13 protein-coding genes and 1 pseudogene are annotated in these 16,909 nt (G+C 74.2%); 4 read left to right on the plus strand and 10 right to left on the minus strand.

All coding sequences use genetic code 11. The features are described 5' to 3' along the window. Window positions 1-11: 11 nt before the first annotated feature. On the minus strand, window positions 12-1,682 hold the full coding sequence (locus Dvina_RS29085) for an FAD-dependent monooxygenase (protein WP_223092519.1): 1,671 nt from the start codon (window positions 1,680-1,682) through the stop codon (window positions 12-14). Window positions 1,683-1,699: 17 nt separating this feature from the next. Then, complete coding sequence (locus Dvina_RS29090) at window positions 1,700-2,326, minus strand: cupin domain-containing protein (RefSeq protein ID WP_223092520.1); 627 nt, start codon at window positions 2,324-2,326, stop codon at window positions 1,700-1,702. A gap of 179 nt (window positions 2,327-2,505) precedes the next feature. On the opposite strand from Dvina_RS29090, the pseudogene metK reads away from it, so the two are divergent. From metK to Dvina_RS29105, 3 genes and pseudogenes are all read left to right on the plus strand, one after another. After that, window positions 2,506-3,697: pseudogene (gene metK, locus Dvina_RS29095) on the plus strand (methionine adenosyltransferase). 190 nt (window positions 3,698-3,887) lie between these two features. Next, window positions 3,888-5,351 (plus strand): MFS transporter, encoded by a 1,464-nt coding sequence (locus tag Dvina_RS29100; protein WP_223092521.1) that lies wholly within the window; start codon window positions 3,888-3,890, stop codon window positions 5,349-5,351. 336 nt (window positions 5,352-5,687) lie between these two features. Further along, window positions 5,688-7,508: an AfsR/SARP family transcriptional regulator gene (locus Dvina_RS29105; protein ID WP_223092522.1), complete on the plus strand. Its 1,821-nt coding sequence runs from the start codon at window positions 5,688-5,690 to the stop codon at window positions 7,506-7,508. An 81-nt stretch (window positions 7,509-7,589) separates the two neighbouring features. On the opposite strand, the gene Dvina_RS29110 is transcribed toward Dvina_RS29105, so the two are convergent. The 8 genes from Dvina_RS29110 to Dvina_RS29145 are packed head-to-tail and all read right to left on the minus strand — an operon-like array spanning window position 7,590 to window position 16,082. Next, a complete protein-coding gene (locus Dvina_RS29110; protein ID WP_223092523.1) occupies window positions 7,590-8,600 on the minus strand; it encodes a methyltransferase in 1,011 nt (336 codons plus the stop codon). After that, window positions 8,597-10,285, minus strand: coding sequence for a class I adenylate-forming enzyme family protein (locus tag Dvina_RS29115; RefSeq protein ID WP_223092524.1), 1,689 nt, complete (start codon window positions 10,283-10,285; stop codon window positions 8,597-8,599). Before Dvina_RS29115 ends, Dvina_RS29110 begins: the two co-directional genes overlap by 4 nt. 10 nt (window positions 10,286-10,295) lie before the next feature. Continuing rightward, on the minus strand, window positions 10,296-11,630 hold the full coding sequence (locus Dvina_RS29120) for a class I adenylate-forming enzyme family protein (RefSeq protein ID WP_223092525.1): 1,335 nt from the start codon (window positions 11,628-11,630) through the stop codon (window positions 10,296-10,298). Between the two features lie 31 nt (window positions 11,631-11,661). Next, a complete protein-coding gene (locus tag Dvina_RS29125) occupies window positions 11,662-12,768 on the minus strand; it encodes a 3-dehydroquinate synthase II family protein (RefSeq protein ID WP_223092526.1) in 1,107 nt (368 codons plus the stop codon). Continuing rightward, entirely contained in the window at window positions 12,765-13,574 is an 810-nt protein-coding gene (locus Dvina_RS29130) for a 2-amino-3,7-dideoxy-D-threo-hept-6-ulosonate synthase (RefSeq protein WP_223092527.1), read from the minus strand. Before Dvina_RS29130 ends, Dvina_RS29125 begins: the two co-directional genes overlap by 4 nt. Next, window positions 13,571-14,311, minus strand: a complete 741-nt coding sequence (locus tag Dvina_RS29135; RefSeq protein ID WP_246655388.1) for a helix-turn-helix domain-containing protein — start codon at window positions 14,309-14,311, stop codon at window positions 13,571-13,573. Before Dvina_RS29135 ends, Dvina_RS29130 begins: the two co-directional genes overlap by 4 nt. A gap of 59 nt (window positions 14,312-14,370) precedes the next feature. Further along, window positions 14,371-15,258, minus strand: a complete 888-nt coding sequence (locus Dvina_RS29140; protein ID WP_223105775.1) for a carbohydrate kinase family protein — start codon at window positions 15,256-15,258, stop codon at window positions 14,371-14,373. Between the two features lie 50 nt (window positions 15,259-15,308). Continuing rightward, on the minus strand, window positions 15,309-16,082 hold the full coding sequence (locus Dvina_RS29145; protein WP_223092528.1) for an SDR family NAD(P)-dependent oxidoreductase: 774 nt from the start codon (window positions 16,080-16,082) through the stop codon (window positions 15,309-15,311). 44 nt (window positions 16,083-16,126) lie between these two features. On the opposite strand from Dvina_RS29145, the gene Dvina_RS29150 reads away from it, so the two are divergent. After that, window positions 16,127-16,903, plus strand: coding sequence for an inositol monophosphatase family protein (locus Dvina_RS29150; protein WP_223092529.1), 777 nt, complete (start codon window positions 16,127-16,129; stop codon window positions 16,901-16,903). The last annotated feature ends 6 nt before the right edge of the window (window positions 16,904-16,909 follow it).

The raw sequence follows: 16,909 nt of genomic DNA on the forward strand, positions 1-16,909 counted from the left end.
CTCGTTGTTGCTCAGTGGCCGACCGCTCGGCGCAGCCACTCGCCCGGGTCGTCCGGGAGCCGGTCACCGCGCCAGGCCACGTGCTGGTCGGGGCGCACGAGTGCGGCGTCGCGCCCGTAGAGCTCGCGGATCTGCGGGTCGGGCGCGTCGAGCACCGTGAGCGGGATGCCGGCGGCGCGGGCGGCGGCCACGGCGGGCGCGGCGGCCGGCGGGTGCGGGCCGAGGCGCAGCAGCGTGAAGCCGGGCCCCAGGCGGTCGAAGAGCGAGTCGCCGGGCCCGCGCCCGGGTCCGCACCAGGCGTGCGGGGCGCGGCCGCCGGGGACGGCCGACGGCACGTACTCGGTCGGCGAGTCCGGCGGCGGCGCCGCCCGGTCCGGGTGCAGCAGCGGCGATCCGTCGTAGCGGGCGCCGAGCTGGACCCCGATCGAGGCGAACTGCTCCCCGTACGTCGACAGGAGCGCCCCGACCCGGTCGCGCTCGGCGGCCCCCTTCGCCGAGTCCTCCTCGAGCACGGCGGTGGGTGCGATGTCGGCGAGGTTGCGGTTGAGCCGGCGCGCCGCCGCGGTGTTGCGCAGCGCGATCGGCCGCCGCTCGGCCCCGTAGGACCCGACCAGCCCGGGGCCGCCCCAGCCCTGCAGCGCCCCGGCCAGCTTCCAGGCCAGGTTCGCACCGTCGTCGATCCCGGTGTTCATCCCGAACCCGCCGGTCGGCGTGAACAGGTGCGCGGCGTCGCCCGCGAGCAGCAGCCGCCGGTCGGCGAAGCGCTCGGCGACGAGCGCCTGCCCCGGCGTCCAGGCCCGCCGGTCGAGCACCTCGACCGGGACGTCGGCCCCGGCGGCCCGCCGGACCAGCTCGGCGGCCCGCCCGGGGTCCGGGTCGTCGGGGTCGATGGAGCTGGTCAGCAGGAAGAACTCCGACTCGCCGTCGAGTGCGATCAGGTTGACCGCGAGCTCGTCGTTGACGGCCCAGTAGCTCCAGGCCCGCGGCCCGGTCAGCACGTCCCGGTACAGCGTCGGCAGCCGCAGGTGCAGCGCCGTCGCCCGCCGGCCGAGGATGCGCTGGTCGACCCCGCCTTCCCCGGCGTAGTGCGCGCCGATGGCCGCCCGCACGACGCTGCGGGCCCCGTCGCAGCCCACGACGTACCGCGCCCGCCAGCGCTGCCGCCGCCCGTCACCGGCCCGCTCGGCGGTGGCCTCGGCCGCGCTGCCGTCCTGGCGCACGTCGAGCACCCGCCAGGCCGGCTGGACGGCGATGCCCGGCCGGGCCCGCGCGGCGGCGTGCAGGAGCCGCTCGACGTACATCTGGTTGGCCCGGTGCAGCGGCTCCGGCACCTGGTCGGTGGCTGCGGACTCGGCGACCGCCCGCCGCTTGGCCGCGGCCGAGGGCATCGGCAGCCGGGCCAGCGGATACCCGGCGTACCGGGTGAAGTAGGCGACGTCGGTCGGGTCCGCCGGGGGCAGCCCGAGCCCGCGCACCGCCTCGGCCAGCCCGAGCCGCCGGTAGTGCTCCATGGTCCGCGCGTTGTGCGTGCTGCCCCGCGGCGTGCCGCGCGGCCCGTCGCCGTCGTCGAGCACTGTGCACGCCACCCCGTGGTAATCGAGCAGCAGCGCCAGGGCGAGCCCGACCGGCCCGCCGCCCACGATCAGCACCGGCACCCGCACCACCGGCTCACCCTCCACCATGGATCCGCTCCCTGCGCTCAGTAGTGGTGCTTGGCGACCTCGGGGGGCAGCGGCGGCAACTCCACGACGCTGTCCGGCCGGCGGCTGAGGTACTGCGGGTAGCGCCCCTTGCGCCCGAGGAGCCGCCCGATCGGCGCGAGCACCCCGAACACCAGCCGCTGCACCGCGAGGGGTGTCGTGGTGAAGCGGACCACGTCGCCGTACTCCTGCGTGGTCACCGCCAGCTGCAGCAGGTGCGGCATCCCCTCGGGGCTCGTGCGGCCGTCCTGGGCCAGGCCGAACATCTGGCGCAGCACCAGCTCCTCCCACCGGGCGGCGTTCCCGATGACCTCGCAGATGTGGTACGACTCGTCACCCGTGCAGTTCCACCAGCGGTGCTTGATGCCGGGCTGCACCAGGATGCTCTGCCCCGGCTCCTCCAGGGTCACCTGGCGGCCGCCGATGAGGAACGCGACCCGGCCCCGCACGAGCGTGAAGCGCTCGGCGCTCACCGGGTGGATGTGCTCGCCGGAGACGGCCCCGCCGGGCGTCGCGTAGACGTCCATGACGGTCCGCTCGCCGCCGGTCTGCGACGACGGCGTGCGCACGACGACCTTCTCGCCGCAGCGCGGGTTCTCGTAGACTTCACCGGCCTCCACGGCCATGGCGACACCCCTCCACAGTGGACTTGTCGAGTGCTTGCCGTCCGAGTCTCGTGGGGTACCGCCGAAGCAGGCACTCACAATGTTGCCGCGCAACATCCGGAGCGGCGTCCCACCGGCCCGTCCATAGCGTTGACGGGGATTGCCATCGCAGCGGGCGGTGGCGGGAGGGATGCGGGACTATGGCACGACGGCTGTTCACGTCGGAGTCGGTGACCGAGGGCCACCCGGACAAGATCGCCGACCAGATCAGCGACGGCGTCCTCGACGCGCTGCTCGCCCAGGACCCGGGCAGCCGGGTCGCGGTCGAGACGCTCATCACGACCGGGCAGGTGCACGTCGCCGGGGAGGTGACGACGACGGCGTACGCCGACGTCGCCAGCATCGTGCGCGACACCGTGCTCGGCATCGGCTACGACTCCTCGCACAAGGGCTTCGACGGCGCGTCCTGCGGCGTCAGCGTCTCGATCGGGGCGCAGTCGCCGGACATCGCCCAGGGCCTGAGCGCGGCCCTGGAGCTGCGCACCGGCGCGTCGGCGCACGCGCTCGACGGGCAGGGGGCGGGCGACCAGGGCATGATGTTCGGCTTCGCCTGCCGGGAGACGCCGCAGCTCATGCCGCTGCCGATCGCGCTCGCGCACCGGCTGGCCGCGCGGCTCGCGGCGGCGCGCAAGGACAACGTGCTGCCGTACCTGCGGCCGGACGGCAAGACGCAGGTGACGGTCGAGTACGACGGGCGGCGGCCGGTCCGGCTGGACACCGTGGTCGTCTCCACCCAGCACGCGGCGAACATCTCCCTCGAGGAGCTGCTCACGCCGGACGTGCGCAAGCACGTCATCGGCCCGGTGATCGACGAGCTCGACCTGGACGTGTCCGACTACCGGCTGCTGGTCAACCCGACCGGGCGGTTCGAGGTGGGCGGGGCCGATGGGCGACGCCGGGCTGACCGGCCGGAAGATCATCGTCGACACCTACGGCGGGTACGCCCGCCACGGCGGCGGCGCGTTCTCCGGCAAGGATCCGTCCAAAGTGGACCGCTCGGCGGCGTACGCGATGCGCTGGGTGGCCAAGACCGTCGTCGCCGCGGGGCTGGCCGAGCGCTGCGAGGTGCAGGTCGCCTACGCGATCGGCAAGGCCCGCCCGGTCTCGCTGTTCGTGGAGACGTTCGGCACCGAGACGGTGCCGGTCGAGCGGATCGGCAAGGCCGTCGGCGAGGTGTTCGACCTGCGCCCGGCCGCGATCATCCGGGACCTGGACCTCACCCGGCCGGTCTACCGGCACACCGCGGCCTACGGGCACTTCGGCCGGGAACTGCCGCAGTTCACCTGGGAGCACACCGGCCGTGCGGCGGACCTGCGCGCGGCCGCGGAGTAATTGCAAAGATCGTTCGGATCCATTCGGGACCCGGCCTGCGCATTCTCACGCGTTGTGGGTATTGCGCCGGCCGGGCTGCGAATTCGAAGTCCGATAACCGCCACCGCGCGCGGGCATGGTGACCTCGGCCCCGTGGTACAAAGAAATTGCCGACTCCAGTAGATCATCCCTGACGGGCAGGTGACCGAAATTGACCGAGCATCCGAGCACGCAATTCGCGCGACCGGTCGAGGCGTCGCCACCGGCCCCGGGCGCGGACGGCAGCCGGTCGCGAATCGCGCTGCTGCTCATTGTCTGCGCGCAGTTCCTCATCATTCTCGACTCGTCGATCGTGACCGTCGCGCTGCCGAACATCCAGCACTCGCTGCACTTCAGCGCGGTCGGGGTGCAGGGCGTGGTGACCGCGTACAACGTGGCGTTCGCCGGTGCGCTGATCCTGGGCGGCCGGGTCGGCGACATGGTCGGCCGGCGCCGGATGTTCTGGATCGGCATGGTCACCTTCGCGCTCACGTCGCTGCTGTGCGGGCTCGCCGTCAACGCGACGATGCTGATCGTGGCCCGGGCCCTGCAGGGCTTCTCGGCCGCGGTCATCGCGCCGACCGCCCTGGCCCTGCTGACCACCACGTTCCCCGAGGGTCCTGTGCGCAACAGGGCGATGAGCACGTTCAGCGTCGCCACCGTGCTGGGCTTCGTCGGCGGCCTGGTGCTCAGCGGCCCGCTCGTGGACTGGCCGGGCTGGCCGAGCGTGTTCTACGTGGCGGTGCCGGTCGGGCTCGTCGTCGCCGCCCTGGCGCCGCGGTACGTCAACCCGGTGCCGGCCCGCCGCAGCCGCGTCGACGTCCTGGGGGCGGTCCTGGTGACGGCGGCCGTCGCGGTCATCGTCATCGCGCCGGGCCAGGGCGCCACCCACGGCTGGACCTCGGCCCGCTTCCTGCTGACCCTCGCCGCGGGCCTGGTCCTGCTGGGCGCGTTCGTGCTCGTCGAGACCCGGGCCGCCGAGCCGCTGGTCCGGCTCGGGTTCTTCCGGGTGCGCACGGTGCGGGCGGCCAACGCGGTGACCCTCATCGGCGGCGCGATGAACGGCGCCGGCTACCTGCTGCTGACGCTCTACCTGCAGGAGGTCCTGCACTACACGCCGATCCAGGCCGGTCTCGCGGTCGCGCCGACAGGGGTGGCCAACGTGCTGCTCGGGCGGGTCGCCGGGAAGCTCGTCACCCGGTTCGGGGTGCGCACCATGATGACCGTGGCCACCGCGGTCGGCGCGCTCAGCATCGCCGCCCTGGCACTCTCGCTGCGGCCGCACCAGAGCTACGGGGTGCTCGTGGTGCCGATCGTGCTCATGGGCATGTGCTTCCTGATGACGACGGTCAGCGCCACGATCGGCGCCGTGGCCGGGGTCAGCAACGCCGAGCAGGGCCTGGCCGGCGGGCTTCGCCAGACCTCGCTGCAGCTCGGCATCGCGCTCGGCGTGGCCGCATTCGTCTCGGTCGCGGCCAGCCGCACCGCGTCGGTCTCCGGCGGCGCCCATCCGATGGCCGCGGACGCCGCACTGGTCTCGGGCTTCCAGGTCGGGCTGCTCGCGCTCGCCGCGTTCGCGCTGCTGGCCGCGCTCATCGCGTGGGCCGGCTTCCGCCCGGCCCGCTCGCGGGTTTAGGACATTGCCCGCGCGGTCGCCGGCAAATTGCCGATGAATAGCCGGCGACCGCGCAAACAATTGGTCATCGTGATCTGAAATTTTGCCCGCGTGATGAGTTTCGCATCGGGCCGGCCCCTCGATCACCGAGCGCATCCACGGAATTGCGCTACGATGACTTTATTGATGTCGTTCAATGTTGAGCATTGTCGCGACTATCAACCGGCGAGTTCCGCTGTACGGTTTCGCCGGAGGGGCCGAAACGTGAGGGCTGATGCCGATGTTGACACACGACCACGCCTCCAGACATGACACGACCGGGGCGCGCGGAGGACCCCGGTCCGCCGGAGCGCCGAGATGAGCGACGCCCGATTCGCCATTCTCGGCCCGCTCGAAGTCAGCGCCGCCGCGATCACCTCGCCCAAGCAGCGCGTCGTGCTGGCCACCCTGCTGCTCAGCGCCAACCAGGTCGTCGACGTGGACGACCTCATCGAGCGGGTGTGGGAGGACGACGAGGGCCCGCACCGGCGGCGCAGCGCCCTGCAGGTGCACGTCGCCCGGCTGCGCAAGACCCTCGAAGTGGCCGGCACGGGCGCCGCGATCTGCACGCACGCCCACGGCTACGAGATCGAGATGCCCGACGACCAACTGGACCTGACCCGGTTCGCCGCGCTGCGCCACCGGGCCGGGCGCGCCCGCGACGCCGGCGAGCCCGGCGAGGAGTCCGCGCTGCTGCAGGAGGCCCTGGCGCTCTGGCGGGGCCGGCCGCTGCTGGACGTCGAGTCGGAGTCGCTGCGCCGTGACCACATGCCGTGGCTCAACGAGCAGTGGCTGGGCACCGTGGAGCGCCACATCGACCTGGAGCTGCAGCTGGGCCGGGCCCAGGAGGTGATCCCGGCCATCCGCGCGGCCATCGCCGGGCACCCGCTGCGCGAAAGCCTCTGGTGCCAGCTGATGCTCGCCTGCCACCAGTGCGGGCGGCGGGTCGAGGCGGTGGACGCGTACCACAGCCTCCGCCAGACCCTGTCCGACCAGCTCGGCGTCGCCCCCGGCGCCCGGGCCGCCGCCATCTTCCAGCGCATCCTGCAGGACCAGGGCCCGCCCCGCACCACCGCCACCGTCACCGCGCCGCCCCCACCCGTACCCGCACCCGCGCACCGCTGGTCGATGGTGTGCCAGCTGCCACCGGACCGCCCCGACTTCGCCGGCCGCACGGCCGCGCTGGAGCACCTCGAGGGCGTCCTCACCGGCGGCGGCATGCCCGTCGCCATGGTGCTGGGGCTCCCCGGCGTCGGCAAGACCGCCCTGGCCGTCCACCTCGCGCACCGGCTGCGCCACCATTTCCCGGACGGCCAGTGGTACGTCGGGCTCACCAACGACCAGTGCCGCACCCGCGAACTGCGCACCGTCCTGGGCGAGCTGATCCGGGCCTCGGGCGCCGACACCGACGGCGGCTGCGACACCATCGAGTCGATGGCCGCCTTCCTGCGCGGCCGGCTGGCCGACCGCCGGGTGCTGCTGCTGCTCGACGACGCCGTGGACGCGGACCAGGTGAGCCACCTGCTGCCGGGCACCTCCGGCAGCGCCGTCCTGCTGACGAGCCGCTTCTACCAGCCGACGCTCGTGGCCCGGCACTCGGCGGTGCCCTATCGCCTGGACGAGCTCGGCACCGACGAGTCCCTCACCCTGCTGGCCCGCCTCCTCGGGGCCGGACGCGTCGAGGCCGAGCCCGACGCCGCCGCCGACCTCGTGCACCTGTGCGGCCACCTCCCGCTGGCGTTGCAGCTGGCGGCGGCGGCCCTGCTCTACCGCCCGCACCGCCAGATCGCCGACTACGTGGCCGAGCTGCGCAGCGGCAACCGCCTGAGCGAGCTGTCGGCCGGCCACGGCCGCCGCACCGCGCTGCGCCACGCCTTCGACGGCTCCTACGCCTCCCTGTCGACCCGGGCCCGCCGCCTCTTCCGCCACCTGGGCGCCGCCCACGCCGAGTTCACCGGCTCCGCCCCGGCCGTGCAGCCGGACATGGCCGACGCCCTGGACGAGCTCGTGGCCGCGCACCTGGTGGAGGAGCACAAACCCGGCCGCTTCCGGGTGCCCAAGCTGCTGCACCTCTACGCGGCCGAGCGGGCGGCGGAGACCACCCAGCCGCGGTTCTCGCTGGTGCCGCGCACGGTGTAGCCGTTGCGGGGGTTGCCGCTCAGGCGGGGCGCCGCGGGGCTCGGGCGATGCCCGGGCCCCGCAGCACGCTGCGCTCGGCGCTCAGGCGTGGGCCGGGGCGGCGATCAGCAGGCTCGTCTCCAGCGCGAGCGGGTGGACCGCCTCCAGGTGCAGGCCGGCGGCGGCCAGGAGTGAGCGGTAGCCGGGCAGGGTCCGTTCGCGGCCGCCGGCCACGACCATGAGGTGGACGTCCCACAGGACCGGGAGGAGTTGCTCGTCGGCCTCCGGGATGACGCGCTCCACCACCAGGAGGCGCGCGTGCGGGAGCATTGCGCGGCGGCACGTGTCGAGGAGCTGCACGCAGTGCTCGTCGTCCCAGTCCTGCAGGACGCGCGAGAGCACGTAGGCGTCGGCGCCCGGGGGCACTGCCGCGAACACGTCCCCGGCCCGAGCCTCGTGGCGGCCCCGGCCCAGTTCGCGGGTGAGCAGCGCGTCGGCCAGGGGGACCACGTGGGGCTGGTCGACGACGGTGCCGTACAGATGCGGGTGGGTGCGGAGGATCGTGGCCAGCAGCGCCCCGTTGCCCCCGGCCACGTCGATGACCCGCGCGCAGCTTGCGAAGTCGAAGGCGGTGGCCACGTCGGCGAAGAACAGGTTGCCGGCGCTCATCGCGCCCTGGAAGCGGGTGGCGGCGGCCGGCTCGGCGCGCAGATAGTCGCCGAGCGGGCGGCCGTGGGCGTAGGTGAAGCCGGGCTCGCCGGTGAGGACCGTCGACGGGAGGGCCTCCCAGGCCCGGGCGAACTCCTCGCTGTAGACCCGGCACAGGGCGTTCATCGAGCCGGGGACGTCGGTGCGCAGCAGCCGGCCGGCGGGGGTCAGGTGGTAGCCGTCCCCGTCCTGCGTGACCAGGCCGATCGCGGCCAGCAGGCGCAGCAGGCGGCCCAGGCGGTCCGGGTCGGCGCCCAGGCGGATCGTCAGCGCCTTCAAGGTGGCCGCGCCGGCGCCTATCGCGTCCGGCAGGCCGAGGGTGACGGCGGCGTGCATGGCCTGGGCCCGCCACCAGCCCGTCGCCACGTCGATGACCTGGCGGGCCGCGCGCTCCGAGGCCGTCATGCGCCGGCCTCGTGCAGCAGGGTCCGGTGCCTGTCGCGCAGTTCGCGTTTGAGGACCTTGCCGGTCACGCCGACCGGGAGGTCCTCGCGGCCCGCGGCCACCAGCACGCGGCGCAGGACGGCGAGTCCGTTGTCGCGCAGTGCGGCGTTGCAGCGCTCCAGCAGTACAGCCGCGTCCGGGGCTTTGGCAGTCTGCACGCCGGCGCGGAACAGCACGATCGCGATCGGGGCGCAGAAGCCGGGGTTGTCGGGGTCGTCGGTGGCGATGACGGCGGTGTCCAGGGCGCCCGTCTCGTTGAGGACGATCTCCTCGATGGGCAGGCTGTACACCGGGCCGTGCACCGAGGGGATGACGTCGGGGATGCGGTCGAGGTGGAACCAGTTGCCCTCGGCGTCGCGGCGGGCGACGTCGCCGGTCAGGAAGTAGCCGTTGAGCATCGAGCGCTGGGTGAGGGCCGGGTCGTCCCAGTAGCCGGGGGTCACGCTCGGGGTCCGCACGCCGAGCAGGCCGGCCTCGCCCGGGCCCGCCTCGGAGCCGTCCGGGCGCAGCGCCGCGGCCTTGCGCACGACGCCGACGGGCCTGCCGATCCGCCGGCCGTACGCGCTGCTCTCCGGCGTATGCGCCTGCCGGAACAGGACCATGCCCATCTCCGAGGAGCCGAGGCCGTCGAGGTATCGGCTGCCGGGGACCGGGCCGTTGCGGCCCGGGCGCTGCCCGAGGGCGATCAGCGGGCGGATGTGCCGCTCGTGGGAGGCGTCGCCCATGCCGTTCCAGGTGTGCACGCCCTGGGCCGCGGCGGGCTCGATGCCGGCCGGGTCGACCTCGGCCAGGGTCAGCGGGAAGCCGAGCACGATCGTCGGGCGGAAGGCGTTGACCGCGCGGGCCACCCCCGCGCCGTCGGGCTCGTCGAGGACCATCGTGGGCAGGCCGAGCATGATAGCCAGGCTCAGGTAGCTGATGCCGGCCGAGTGGCTGTGCGGCAGCGCCGAGAGCAGCCGGTCCGAGCGCAGCGACGGGTAGTTGAGCAGCCGCTCGCGCTTGCCGACGAAGAACGAGCCGTGCGCGAAGACCGGCGCCTTCGGGCGGCCGGTGGTGCCCGACGAGTGGGAGATCATCACCAGCTCGTCCGGGCCGTGGCGGTAGGGGAATCCGGCCAGCGGGCCCCGCGGCGCCGGCAGCGCCTTGTCCAGCTCCTGGATGTTGGCGGTCGGCAGCTCGGCCGCGCCGGACGCGGCCCAGGCGTCGGTGACCCGCTCGAGGCCGTCACCGTCGCCGACCACGAGCGCGCACTGGGTCCGCTGGAAGTAGTCGGCCGCCGTGGGCGCGGCCATCCGCGGGTTGCAGTGCACGGCGGCGGCGCCCAGGCCGGTGACGGCGATGTGGTGGACGAGCCCGAGCAGACCGTTGCGGGTGTACACGCCCACCCGGGCGGTGCTGTCGACACCCTGGTCGCGGTACCAGGCCGCGAGCCGCAGCGCCCGGTCGCGCAGGTCGTCGAGGGACAGGCCGGGCACCTCGCGGGTGTCCCAGTCGGGCGCCGTCACGTCCGGGTGGAAGATCAGCGGGCGGGACCGGTCGTCGGCGACGTCGTAGGCGTGCCAGAAGAAGTTCCCGGCGCCGAGCTCGTCGCGCAGGAACAGCCGCATCCGCTGCGCTATCGATCGGTGCGTGCCGAGGAGGTACACAGGAAGGCTCCTATTCGGTCGTGATGTACTCGCGCAGCCCGGCCCGGTTGCGCAGCAGCTTGCCCCCGGCCGTGCGGGGCAGCTCGGGCGTGAGGTGGTAGCGGTCCGGCAGCGTCGCCGGGCCGAGCACCTGCCGGCACCACTCGGCCAGCTCGTGCGGGTTGATGTGCGGTGACGCGGCGACGTACGCCTCAATGTCCTCGCCGTCGAGCACGACCGCGTCGACGACGGCCCGGTGCGCGCGCAGCGCCCGCTCCACCGCGAACAGGTCGACGTCGGGGCGGCGGGCCGCGCCGGTCGCCGCCCGGCCGCGCAGCCGCAGCACGCCGGTGTCGGGGTCCGCGGCGACCAGGTCGTGGGTCGGCAGCCAGCCGCCGAAGCCGACCTGCGGGTCGAAGGGGTACGGCGAGCGCGGCGCGTAGACCTCCAGGGCCCCGCCGACGATCCGGGTCCGCACGCCGGGGACCGGGCGGCCCAGGAACGGCGGCCCGTGCTGGCCGGCCAGGTCGGTGGCGACGAGGCCGGTCTCCGAGGTGCCGTACGCCTGTCCGATGTGGACGCCGTAGCGCTCCGCGAAGGCGTGGTACGTCTCCGGCGGCAGCATCTCCCCGCCGCACAGCGCCAGCCGCAGCCGCGGGGCCGGGCGCGGCCGCTCGACGAGCGCGGCGAAGTCGCCGGGCGCGCCGATGACCGCGTCGACGTCCAGGGCCCGGGCCGGGCCGGCCGGCAGGACCAGCTCGGCGCCCGCCGCGAGCGCGTGCAGGATGCCGCAGACGAGGCCGTAGGAGTGGACGAACGACTCGAGCAGCAGCACCCGCTCCCCGGCCCGCGGCATCCCGGCCAGGGCCTGCAGCCGGTCCAGCTCGGCGATGAGCGACTCCGGGGTCCGGCCGACGAGCCGCGGCCGGCCGGTCGTCCCCGACGACAGCTGCAGCAGGCAGTCGCCGCTGCGGGCCGGCTCGCCGGCCGGGTCGCGCACCACCCGGACCTCCGCCTCGTCGACGAAGGCGCCGGGCGGGGCGGGCACGCCGATGGTGACCTGGAACTCGGGCCGGCACGGGCGCAGCGGCGACCGGTCACCGGTCAGCGGCACCCACTGTTCGACGAGCACCACCTGGGCGCCCAGGGACCACAGCGCCAGCAGGGTCCACAGCAGCGTCAGGCTGCGCGGGCCCTTGAGCACGACCGTGCGGCCCGGGCCGAGGCCCTGGGCGCGCAGCACCCGGGCGAGCCACGCGACCTGCTCGCGCAGCTCGCCGTGGGTCGCCGGGCGCCGGCCCCGGGCCCATACCGCGTCGTCCGGTCCCCCGGCGAGCAGCTCCTCGCCCCACCACGACTCCGACATGTCCGGGCTCCCTCGGGCAGTTGCGGACGGGCTACTTCTCCACGCAGAACTCGCCGACCGGCCAGCCGACGTGGCGCTGGTCGGTGGCGATGTACCCGAGCAGCTCGTCGCCGGGCTTAAGCTCGGTCACGTTGAGCACGGTGCCGCCCGGGCCGAGCACCCGCACGTGCCAGTCGTCCTGCACGATGAGCGTGACCTCGGCCCCGTCCTCGGCGGCGGCCCGGATCGTGAGCAGCGGGCGCGACTCGAGCTTGATGCGCCCGACGACGACGCGGCGGGTGCGGCCGTCGGCGCCGACCGCGAGGACGGTGCTGCCGGCCTTGAGCTCGCTGAGGTAGTTGGTGCGGTTGTCCTGGCCGACGACGTACGAGTGCAGGGCGCCCGCGTTGACCCGGAACGGGCGGGTCGGCATGTAGGGCAGCGGGTGCGTCTCGCTGGAGCACAGGATGAAGCCGTGCGAGTAGGAGCCGACGAGGATGCCCTCGTCCTTCTCGAAGTGCGTGCAGGTGTCGACGCAGACCCGATCGCCCAGGCCGCTGTGCTCGATCGCCGTCACGTGCAGCTTCTGCAGCGTCAGCGGGCTGGTCGTGGCCCGCATCGCCGCGACGAGGCGGAAGACGTCGTTGGCGTCGCGGGGCGCCAGGAGCACGCCCTCGGAGCCCTTCTCCAGCACGTCGATGATGATCCGGGCCTCGTCGAGCTCCTCGGCCCGGCAGATCAGCGTCCCCGGCGCCTTGTCGGCGGCGGCGATGACGATCTCCAGTGGGATCTTCGTCGGGTCCTTGAACTGCACGACCGTGTAGGGCAGGCGGGAGGCGGACTGGCAGGCCAGCGTCAGCGACGGGTCATCGGTCACGTTCACCACGGCGCCGCCGGTCTGGCCCTGCGGTCGCGGGCGGGACAGCACCTCGGTGATGCCGCGCTCGTCGCCGACCTCCTCCAGCAGCACGTAGTCGCCGAGGTCGGCGACGTCGTCGTGCGGGCCGGCGAGGACCTTCAGGACCGTCGGCGGCAGCGTGCGCAGCGTCTGCGGGCTGTCGTCGACGATGGCCTCGACGCCGGCGTGGATCGCGGCGTCCACAATGGACTCGCGCTGCTCGTCGGGGACGGTGCGCAGGTCGATCCAGGCGAACTTCATCGGACTCCCTCTCTGGTCAGCTCCGGCTGATCGGTATGCGGGTGGGGGTGGCCGTGCACGATCTCGGCGAGCTCCCGCACGGCCCGGCGGGGCACGGCGTGGTTGAACACCCGGCGACCGATCGCGAGACCGGCGCAGCCGGTGCCGATCGCCGCCGTGGCGAAGTCGGCCAGGCTCTGCCGCTCGTCCTTGCCGCCGGCCACCACCACCGGGATCGGGGAGGCGGCGACGACATCGGCCATCCGGTGCGACGGCGCGGCGAACACCGTCTTGACGATGTCGACCCCGAGGTCGGCGGCGATGCTCACCACGTGGGCGAGCAGGGTGGCGTCGGCCGGGTTCTCGATGCGCGGGCCGCGCGGATACACCATCGCGAGCAGCGGCACGCCCCACCGCTCGCAGCCCGCGGCCACCCGGCCGAGGTCGGCCAGCTGCCCGGCCTCGGTGTCGGAGCCGATGTTGACGTGCACGCTCACCGCGTCGGCGCCGAGCTGCACGGCCTCCTCGACGCCGCCGACGAGGACCTTGGCGTTGCTGTCGGGCGCGTGCGGCGTGCTGGCGCTCAGGTGCACGACGAGCGCGCAGCGGGCCAGCAGGTTGGGGTCGATGACCCGGGCCCGGCCCTTGTGCACGACGATCGCGTCGGCGCCGCCGATGACGACCTCCTCGAGCAGCCGGCCGTAGCGGCGCATGTCGGCGATCGGCCCGTCGGACACGGAGTGGTCGAGCGGCACGAACAGGAACCGCCCGTCGCCGCGGCGCGAGAGCCGCGACAGTCGCAGGGACTTCCCGGTCAGCGTGGTCATGCGGGTGCTCCTCGGTTGAGTCGAGTGCAGACCTCCTGCCGCACCCGCTGCTCGAACACGGTCCGGCGCAGGTCGGCGGGGAGCAGCGGGCACGGCGCGGGGTCGTGCGCGGCGTCCACGAGCCGCTGCGCGGTGGCCCGGTAGCGGCCGTCACCGCGGTCGCGCTCGGCCGCCGGGAACAGCCCGGCCAGGTCGTCCTCCAGCGCGGCGGGGTCGGCGCCGACCCGGATCGCGCACGGTCCGCGGTCGGTGGTGGCGACGAGCACGTGGCCGTAGGCGCAGGCGGCGATCGCGAACCGGATCGCGGTGCCGGCCCCGCCGGCCCGGAAGCTCGTCGGCGTCATCCCGAGGATCTGCGCGGACAGCGCGTAGAAGTGCCCGTTGGAGTTGAACCCGGCGTCGTAGATGGCGTCGGTGATGGTCGCCGCGTGCGCGAGCTCGTCGAGCACCCGCCGCGCCCGCCGCCCGCCGGCGTAGGCGTTGGGCGTGATGCCCATGACGGCCTTGAAGATCCGGTGGAAGTGGAACCGGCTGAGCCCGGCGCTCTCGGCGAGCGTCCCGAGCAGCGGCACCTCCTGGGCCGTCTCGATGAGCCGGCAGGCCCGCACCACCGCCGGGACGTGCCGCGCGGACGCGCCGAGATCGTCCGGGCGGCGGCGGTGGTGGCGGCGCCGGTGGCGTCCGTAGTCGCGCTTTCGACGGTGGTCCTCGGCTGTGACCTGGGCGATGACTGGCACGCTGTCGAGGCTGCCAGCCAGCGCCTGCAGTCCGGCTTCGCGCGCCTTTCACATCGCTTTCAATCGAGGGTGTACTCCTGCGAGCCCGCGGATTCGATGACGCGCGCCGCGACGAGGCAGCCCAGCCGCGCCGACTCGCGCAGCGACCGCCCGTGCAGGACACCGGCGAAGAACCCGGCCCGGAACCCGTCGCCGACGCCCGTCGGGTCGACGACCCGCGCGGTCGCGGCGGCCGGCACCGTGAACCGCTCGTGCCGCGTGGCGACGTGGACCCCGCGCTCGGCGAGCGTCGTCACCCTGACCTCGACCCGGGCCTGCAGCTGCGCCGCCGTGCACCCGGTCTTCGCCTCCAGCAGCGCGCCCTCGTACTCGTTGGTCAGCAGGTATCGCGCCCCGTCGATGAACGCCAAGATGTCCGCGCCGTCGAAGCGGGCCAGCTGCTGGGACGGGTCGACGGCGAACGGGATGCCCAGCTTCCGGCACTCGTCGGCCCGCGCGAGCATCGTCGCGGGCTCGTCGGCGCCGATGAGCACCAGGTCGAACGGCTCCCCGATGTCGCTCAGCCGGACGGCCCCGGACTCGGCCATGGCGCCCGGATAGAACGAGGCGATCTGGCACTGGTTGCGGTCGGTGGTGCACACGAACCGGGCCGTGTGCCGGGACCGGCTGACGTGCACGTGGGAGCAGTCGACGCCGTGCCGCTCCAGCCAGGCCCGGTATTCGCCGAAGTCCGCGCCGACGCCGCCGAGCAGCACCGGGCGCAGCCCGAGCAGCCCGAGCCCGTAGGCGATGTTGGCCGCCACCCCGCCCCGCCGCACGACGAGCTCGTCGACGAGGAAGCTCAGCGACACCACGTCGAGCCGCTCGGCGAGCAGCTGCCCGGCGAACTCCCCCGGGAACGTCATGAGATGGTCGGTGGCAATGGACCCGGAAACCGCGATTCGCACCATGCCGTCGACGGTATGAGCGCACCGTCGAGGCACATCTCCGCATCTTGCTACGCGAACGGCCCGCGCACACTCACACCGCCGTCGACGACCAGGCTCTGCCCGGTCACGTACGCCGAGAGCGGTGACGCGAGATAGACCACCGCCGCCGCGGCGTCGCCGGTCCGCCCGAGCCGGCCCATGGGAATCTCCGGCACGTCGTCGCGCTCGTCGCCCGACGATCCGGCCGCCTGCGTCGCGACGGCCCCGCAGGCCACGACGTTCATGCGGATGCCGTCGCGGGCGTACTCGGCGGCGACCGTCCTGGCGAGGCTGGCCAGCCCGGCCTTGGCCGCCCCGTACCCGGCCTGCGTGGGCGCGGCCATGACCCCGGTCACCGACCCGACGCTGACGATGCTGCCACCGCCGCCCTGCCGGAGAAACGCGCGGATCGCGGCCCGGGCGGCCCAGAACACGTACCGCAGGTTCATGGCGTGGACCAGCTCCCAGTCCTCGTCCGCCATCTCGTGCACCTTCACCGCCGGCACGAACGCCACCTGCCCGCCGGCCACCGTGACCAGGCAGTCGATCCGCCCGAGCGCGGCGACGGTCCGCTCGACGAACCCGTCGACGTCCTCGCGGCGGCGCACGTCCCCGGCCAGTGCGACCGCCCGGTCCCCCAGCTCGTGCGCCGCCTCCTGCGCCCGCTGCGGGTCGACGTCGGCGACCGCCACCCGGGCCCCGGCCGCGGCCAGCGCCCGCGACACGGCCCGCCCGATGCCACCTCCACCGCCCCCGATGACGAGGGCACTGCGGTCCGGCAACGGCTGCGCGAAGTCGTTCATGCCCGGATCGTCCCACGGCACCGCGTCCGGTAGCGTGGGCGGTGATGGACAGGGATCTTGTTGCGGCCCGGGAGCTGGCCGCGGGCCTGGCGGTCCGGGCCGGGCGGCTGCAGGTCGAGCGGCGCGACACGCTGCGGGTCGGGGCGCCCAAGGCGCACGCCAACGACGTCGTGTCCGACGTCGACATCGCCAGCGAGCGGCTCATCGTCGACGCTCTCCGGGAGGCCTGGCCGCAGGATGCGGTGCAGGCCGAGGAGGGCCATGGCGGCGGGGGCACCTCGGGGTGGCAGTGGGTTGTCGACCCGCTCGACGGGACGCGCAACTACATCAGCCGGACCGGGCCGTGGTCGGTGTGCATCGCGCTCTACGAGGGCGACGAGCCACGGGTCGCTGTCGTGTACGAGCCGGTCGCCGATGAGACGTTCACGGCCGTCGACGGGGGCGGGGCCGAGCTGAACGGGGAGCGGCTCACCGTGTCGGGCGGGCCCGCGCTCGACACGGCGCTCGTCGGCGTCAGCTTCCAGCCCAACCCGGCCACCAAGGCGCGGGCCGGGCGGGTGGTGCGGGACCTGCTGCCGGCGTGCGGCGACATCCGGCGGGTGCCGGCCGCGCTGAACCTGGTGTACCTCGCGGCCGGGCGGCTCGACGGCGGGCTCGCACTCGACACGAACCTGTGGGACATCGCGGCCGGGGCGCTCGTCGCGCGGGAGGCCGGGGTCGTGCTCGGCGGCCGGGGCGACGCGTTCAGCACCGAGCTGACGATCGGGGCCGCGCCGGCCCTGTGGGACTCCCTCGCCGAGCTGGTGCGCGGCGTGGCCTGAGCCGGC

Source organism: Dactylosporangium vinaceum (assembly GCF_019904175.1).
GTDB lineage: Bacteria > Actinomycetota > Actinomycetes > Mycobacteriales > Micromonosporaceae > Dactylosporangium > Dactylosporangium vinaceum.

Bases quoted from the DNA above. Each gene is read 5' to 3' on its own strand.
- Dvina_RS29110 (WP_223092523.1), bottom strand. From the start codon at position 8,600: ATGACGGCCTCGGAGCGCGCGGCCCGCCAGGTCATCGACGTGGCGACG.
- Dvina_RS29125 (WP_223092526.1), bottom strand. From the start codon at position 12,768: ATGAAGTTCGCCTGGATCGACCTGCGCACCGTCCCCGACGAGCAGCGC.
- Dvina_RS29145 (WP_223092528.1), bottom strand. From the start codon at position 16,082: ATGAACGACTTCGCGCAGCCGTTGCCGGACCGCAGTGCCCTCGTCATC.
- Dvina_RS29130 (WP_223092527.1), bottom strand. From the start codon at position 13,574: ATGACCACGCTGACCGGGAAGTCCCTGCGACTGTCGCGGCTCTCGCGC.
- Dvina_RS29085 (WP_223092519.1), bottom strand. From the start codon at position 1,682: ATGGTGGAGGGTGAGCCGGTGGTGCGGGTGCCGGTGCTGATCGTGGGC.
- Dvina_RS29120 (WP_223092525.1), bottom strand. From the start codon at position 11,630: ATGTCGGAGTCGTGGTGGGGCGAGGAGCTGCTCGCCGGGGGACCGGAC.
- Dvina_RS29090 (WP_223092520.1), bottom strand. From the start codon at position 2,326: ATGGCCGTGGAGGCCGGTGAAGTCTACGAGAACCCGCGCTGCGGCGAG.
- Dvina_RS29150 (WP_223092529.1), top strand. From the start codon at position 16,127: ATGGACAGGGATCTTGTTGCGGCCCGGGAGCTGGCCGCGGGCCTGGCG.
- Dvina_RS29105 (WP_223092522.1), top strand. From the start codon at position 5,688: ATGAGCGACGCCCGATTCGCCATTCTCGGCCCGCTCGAAGTCAGCGCC.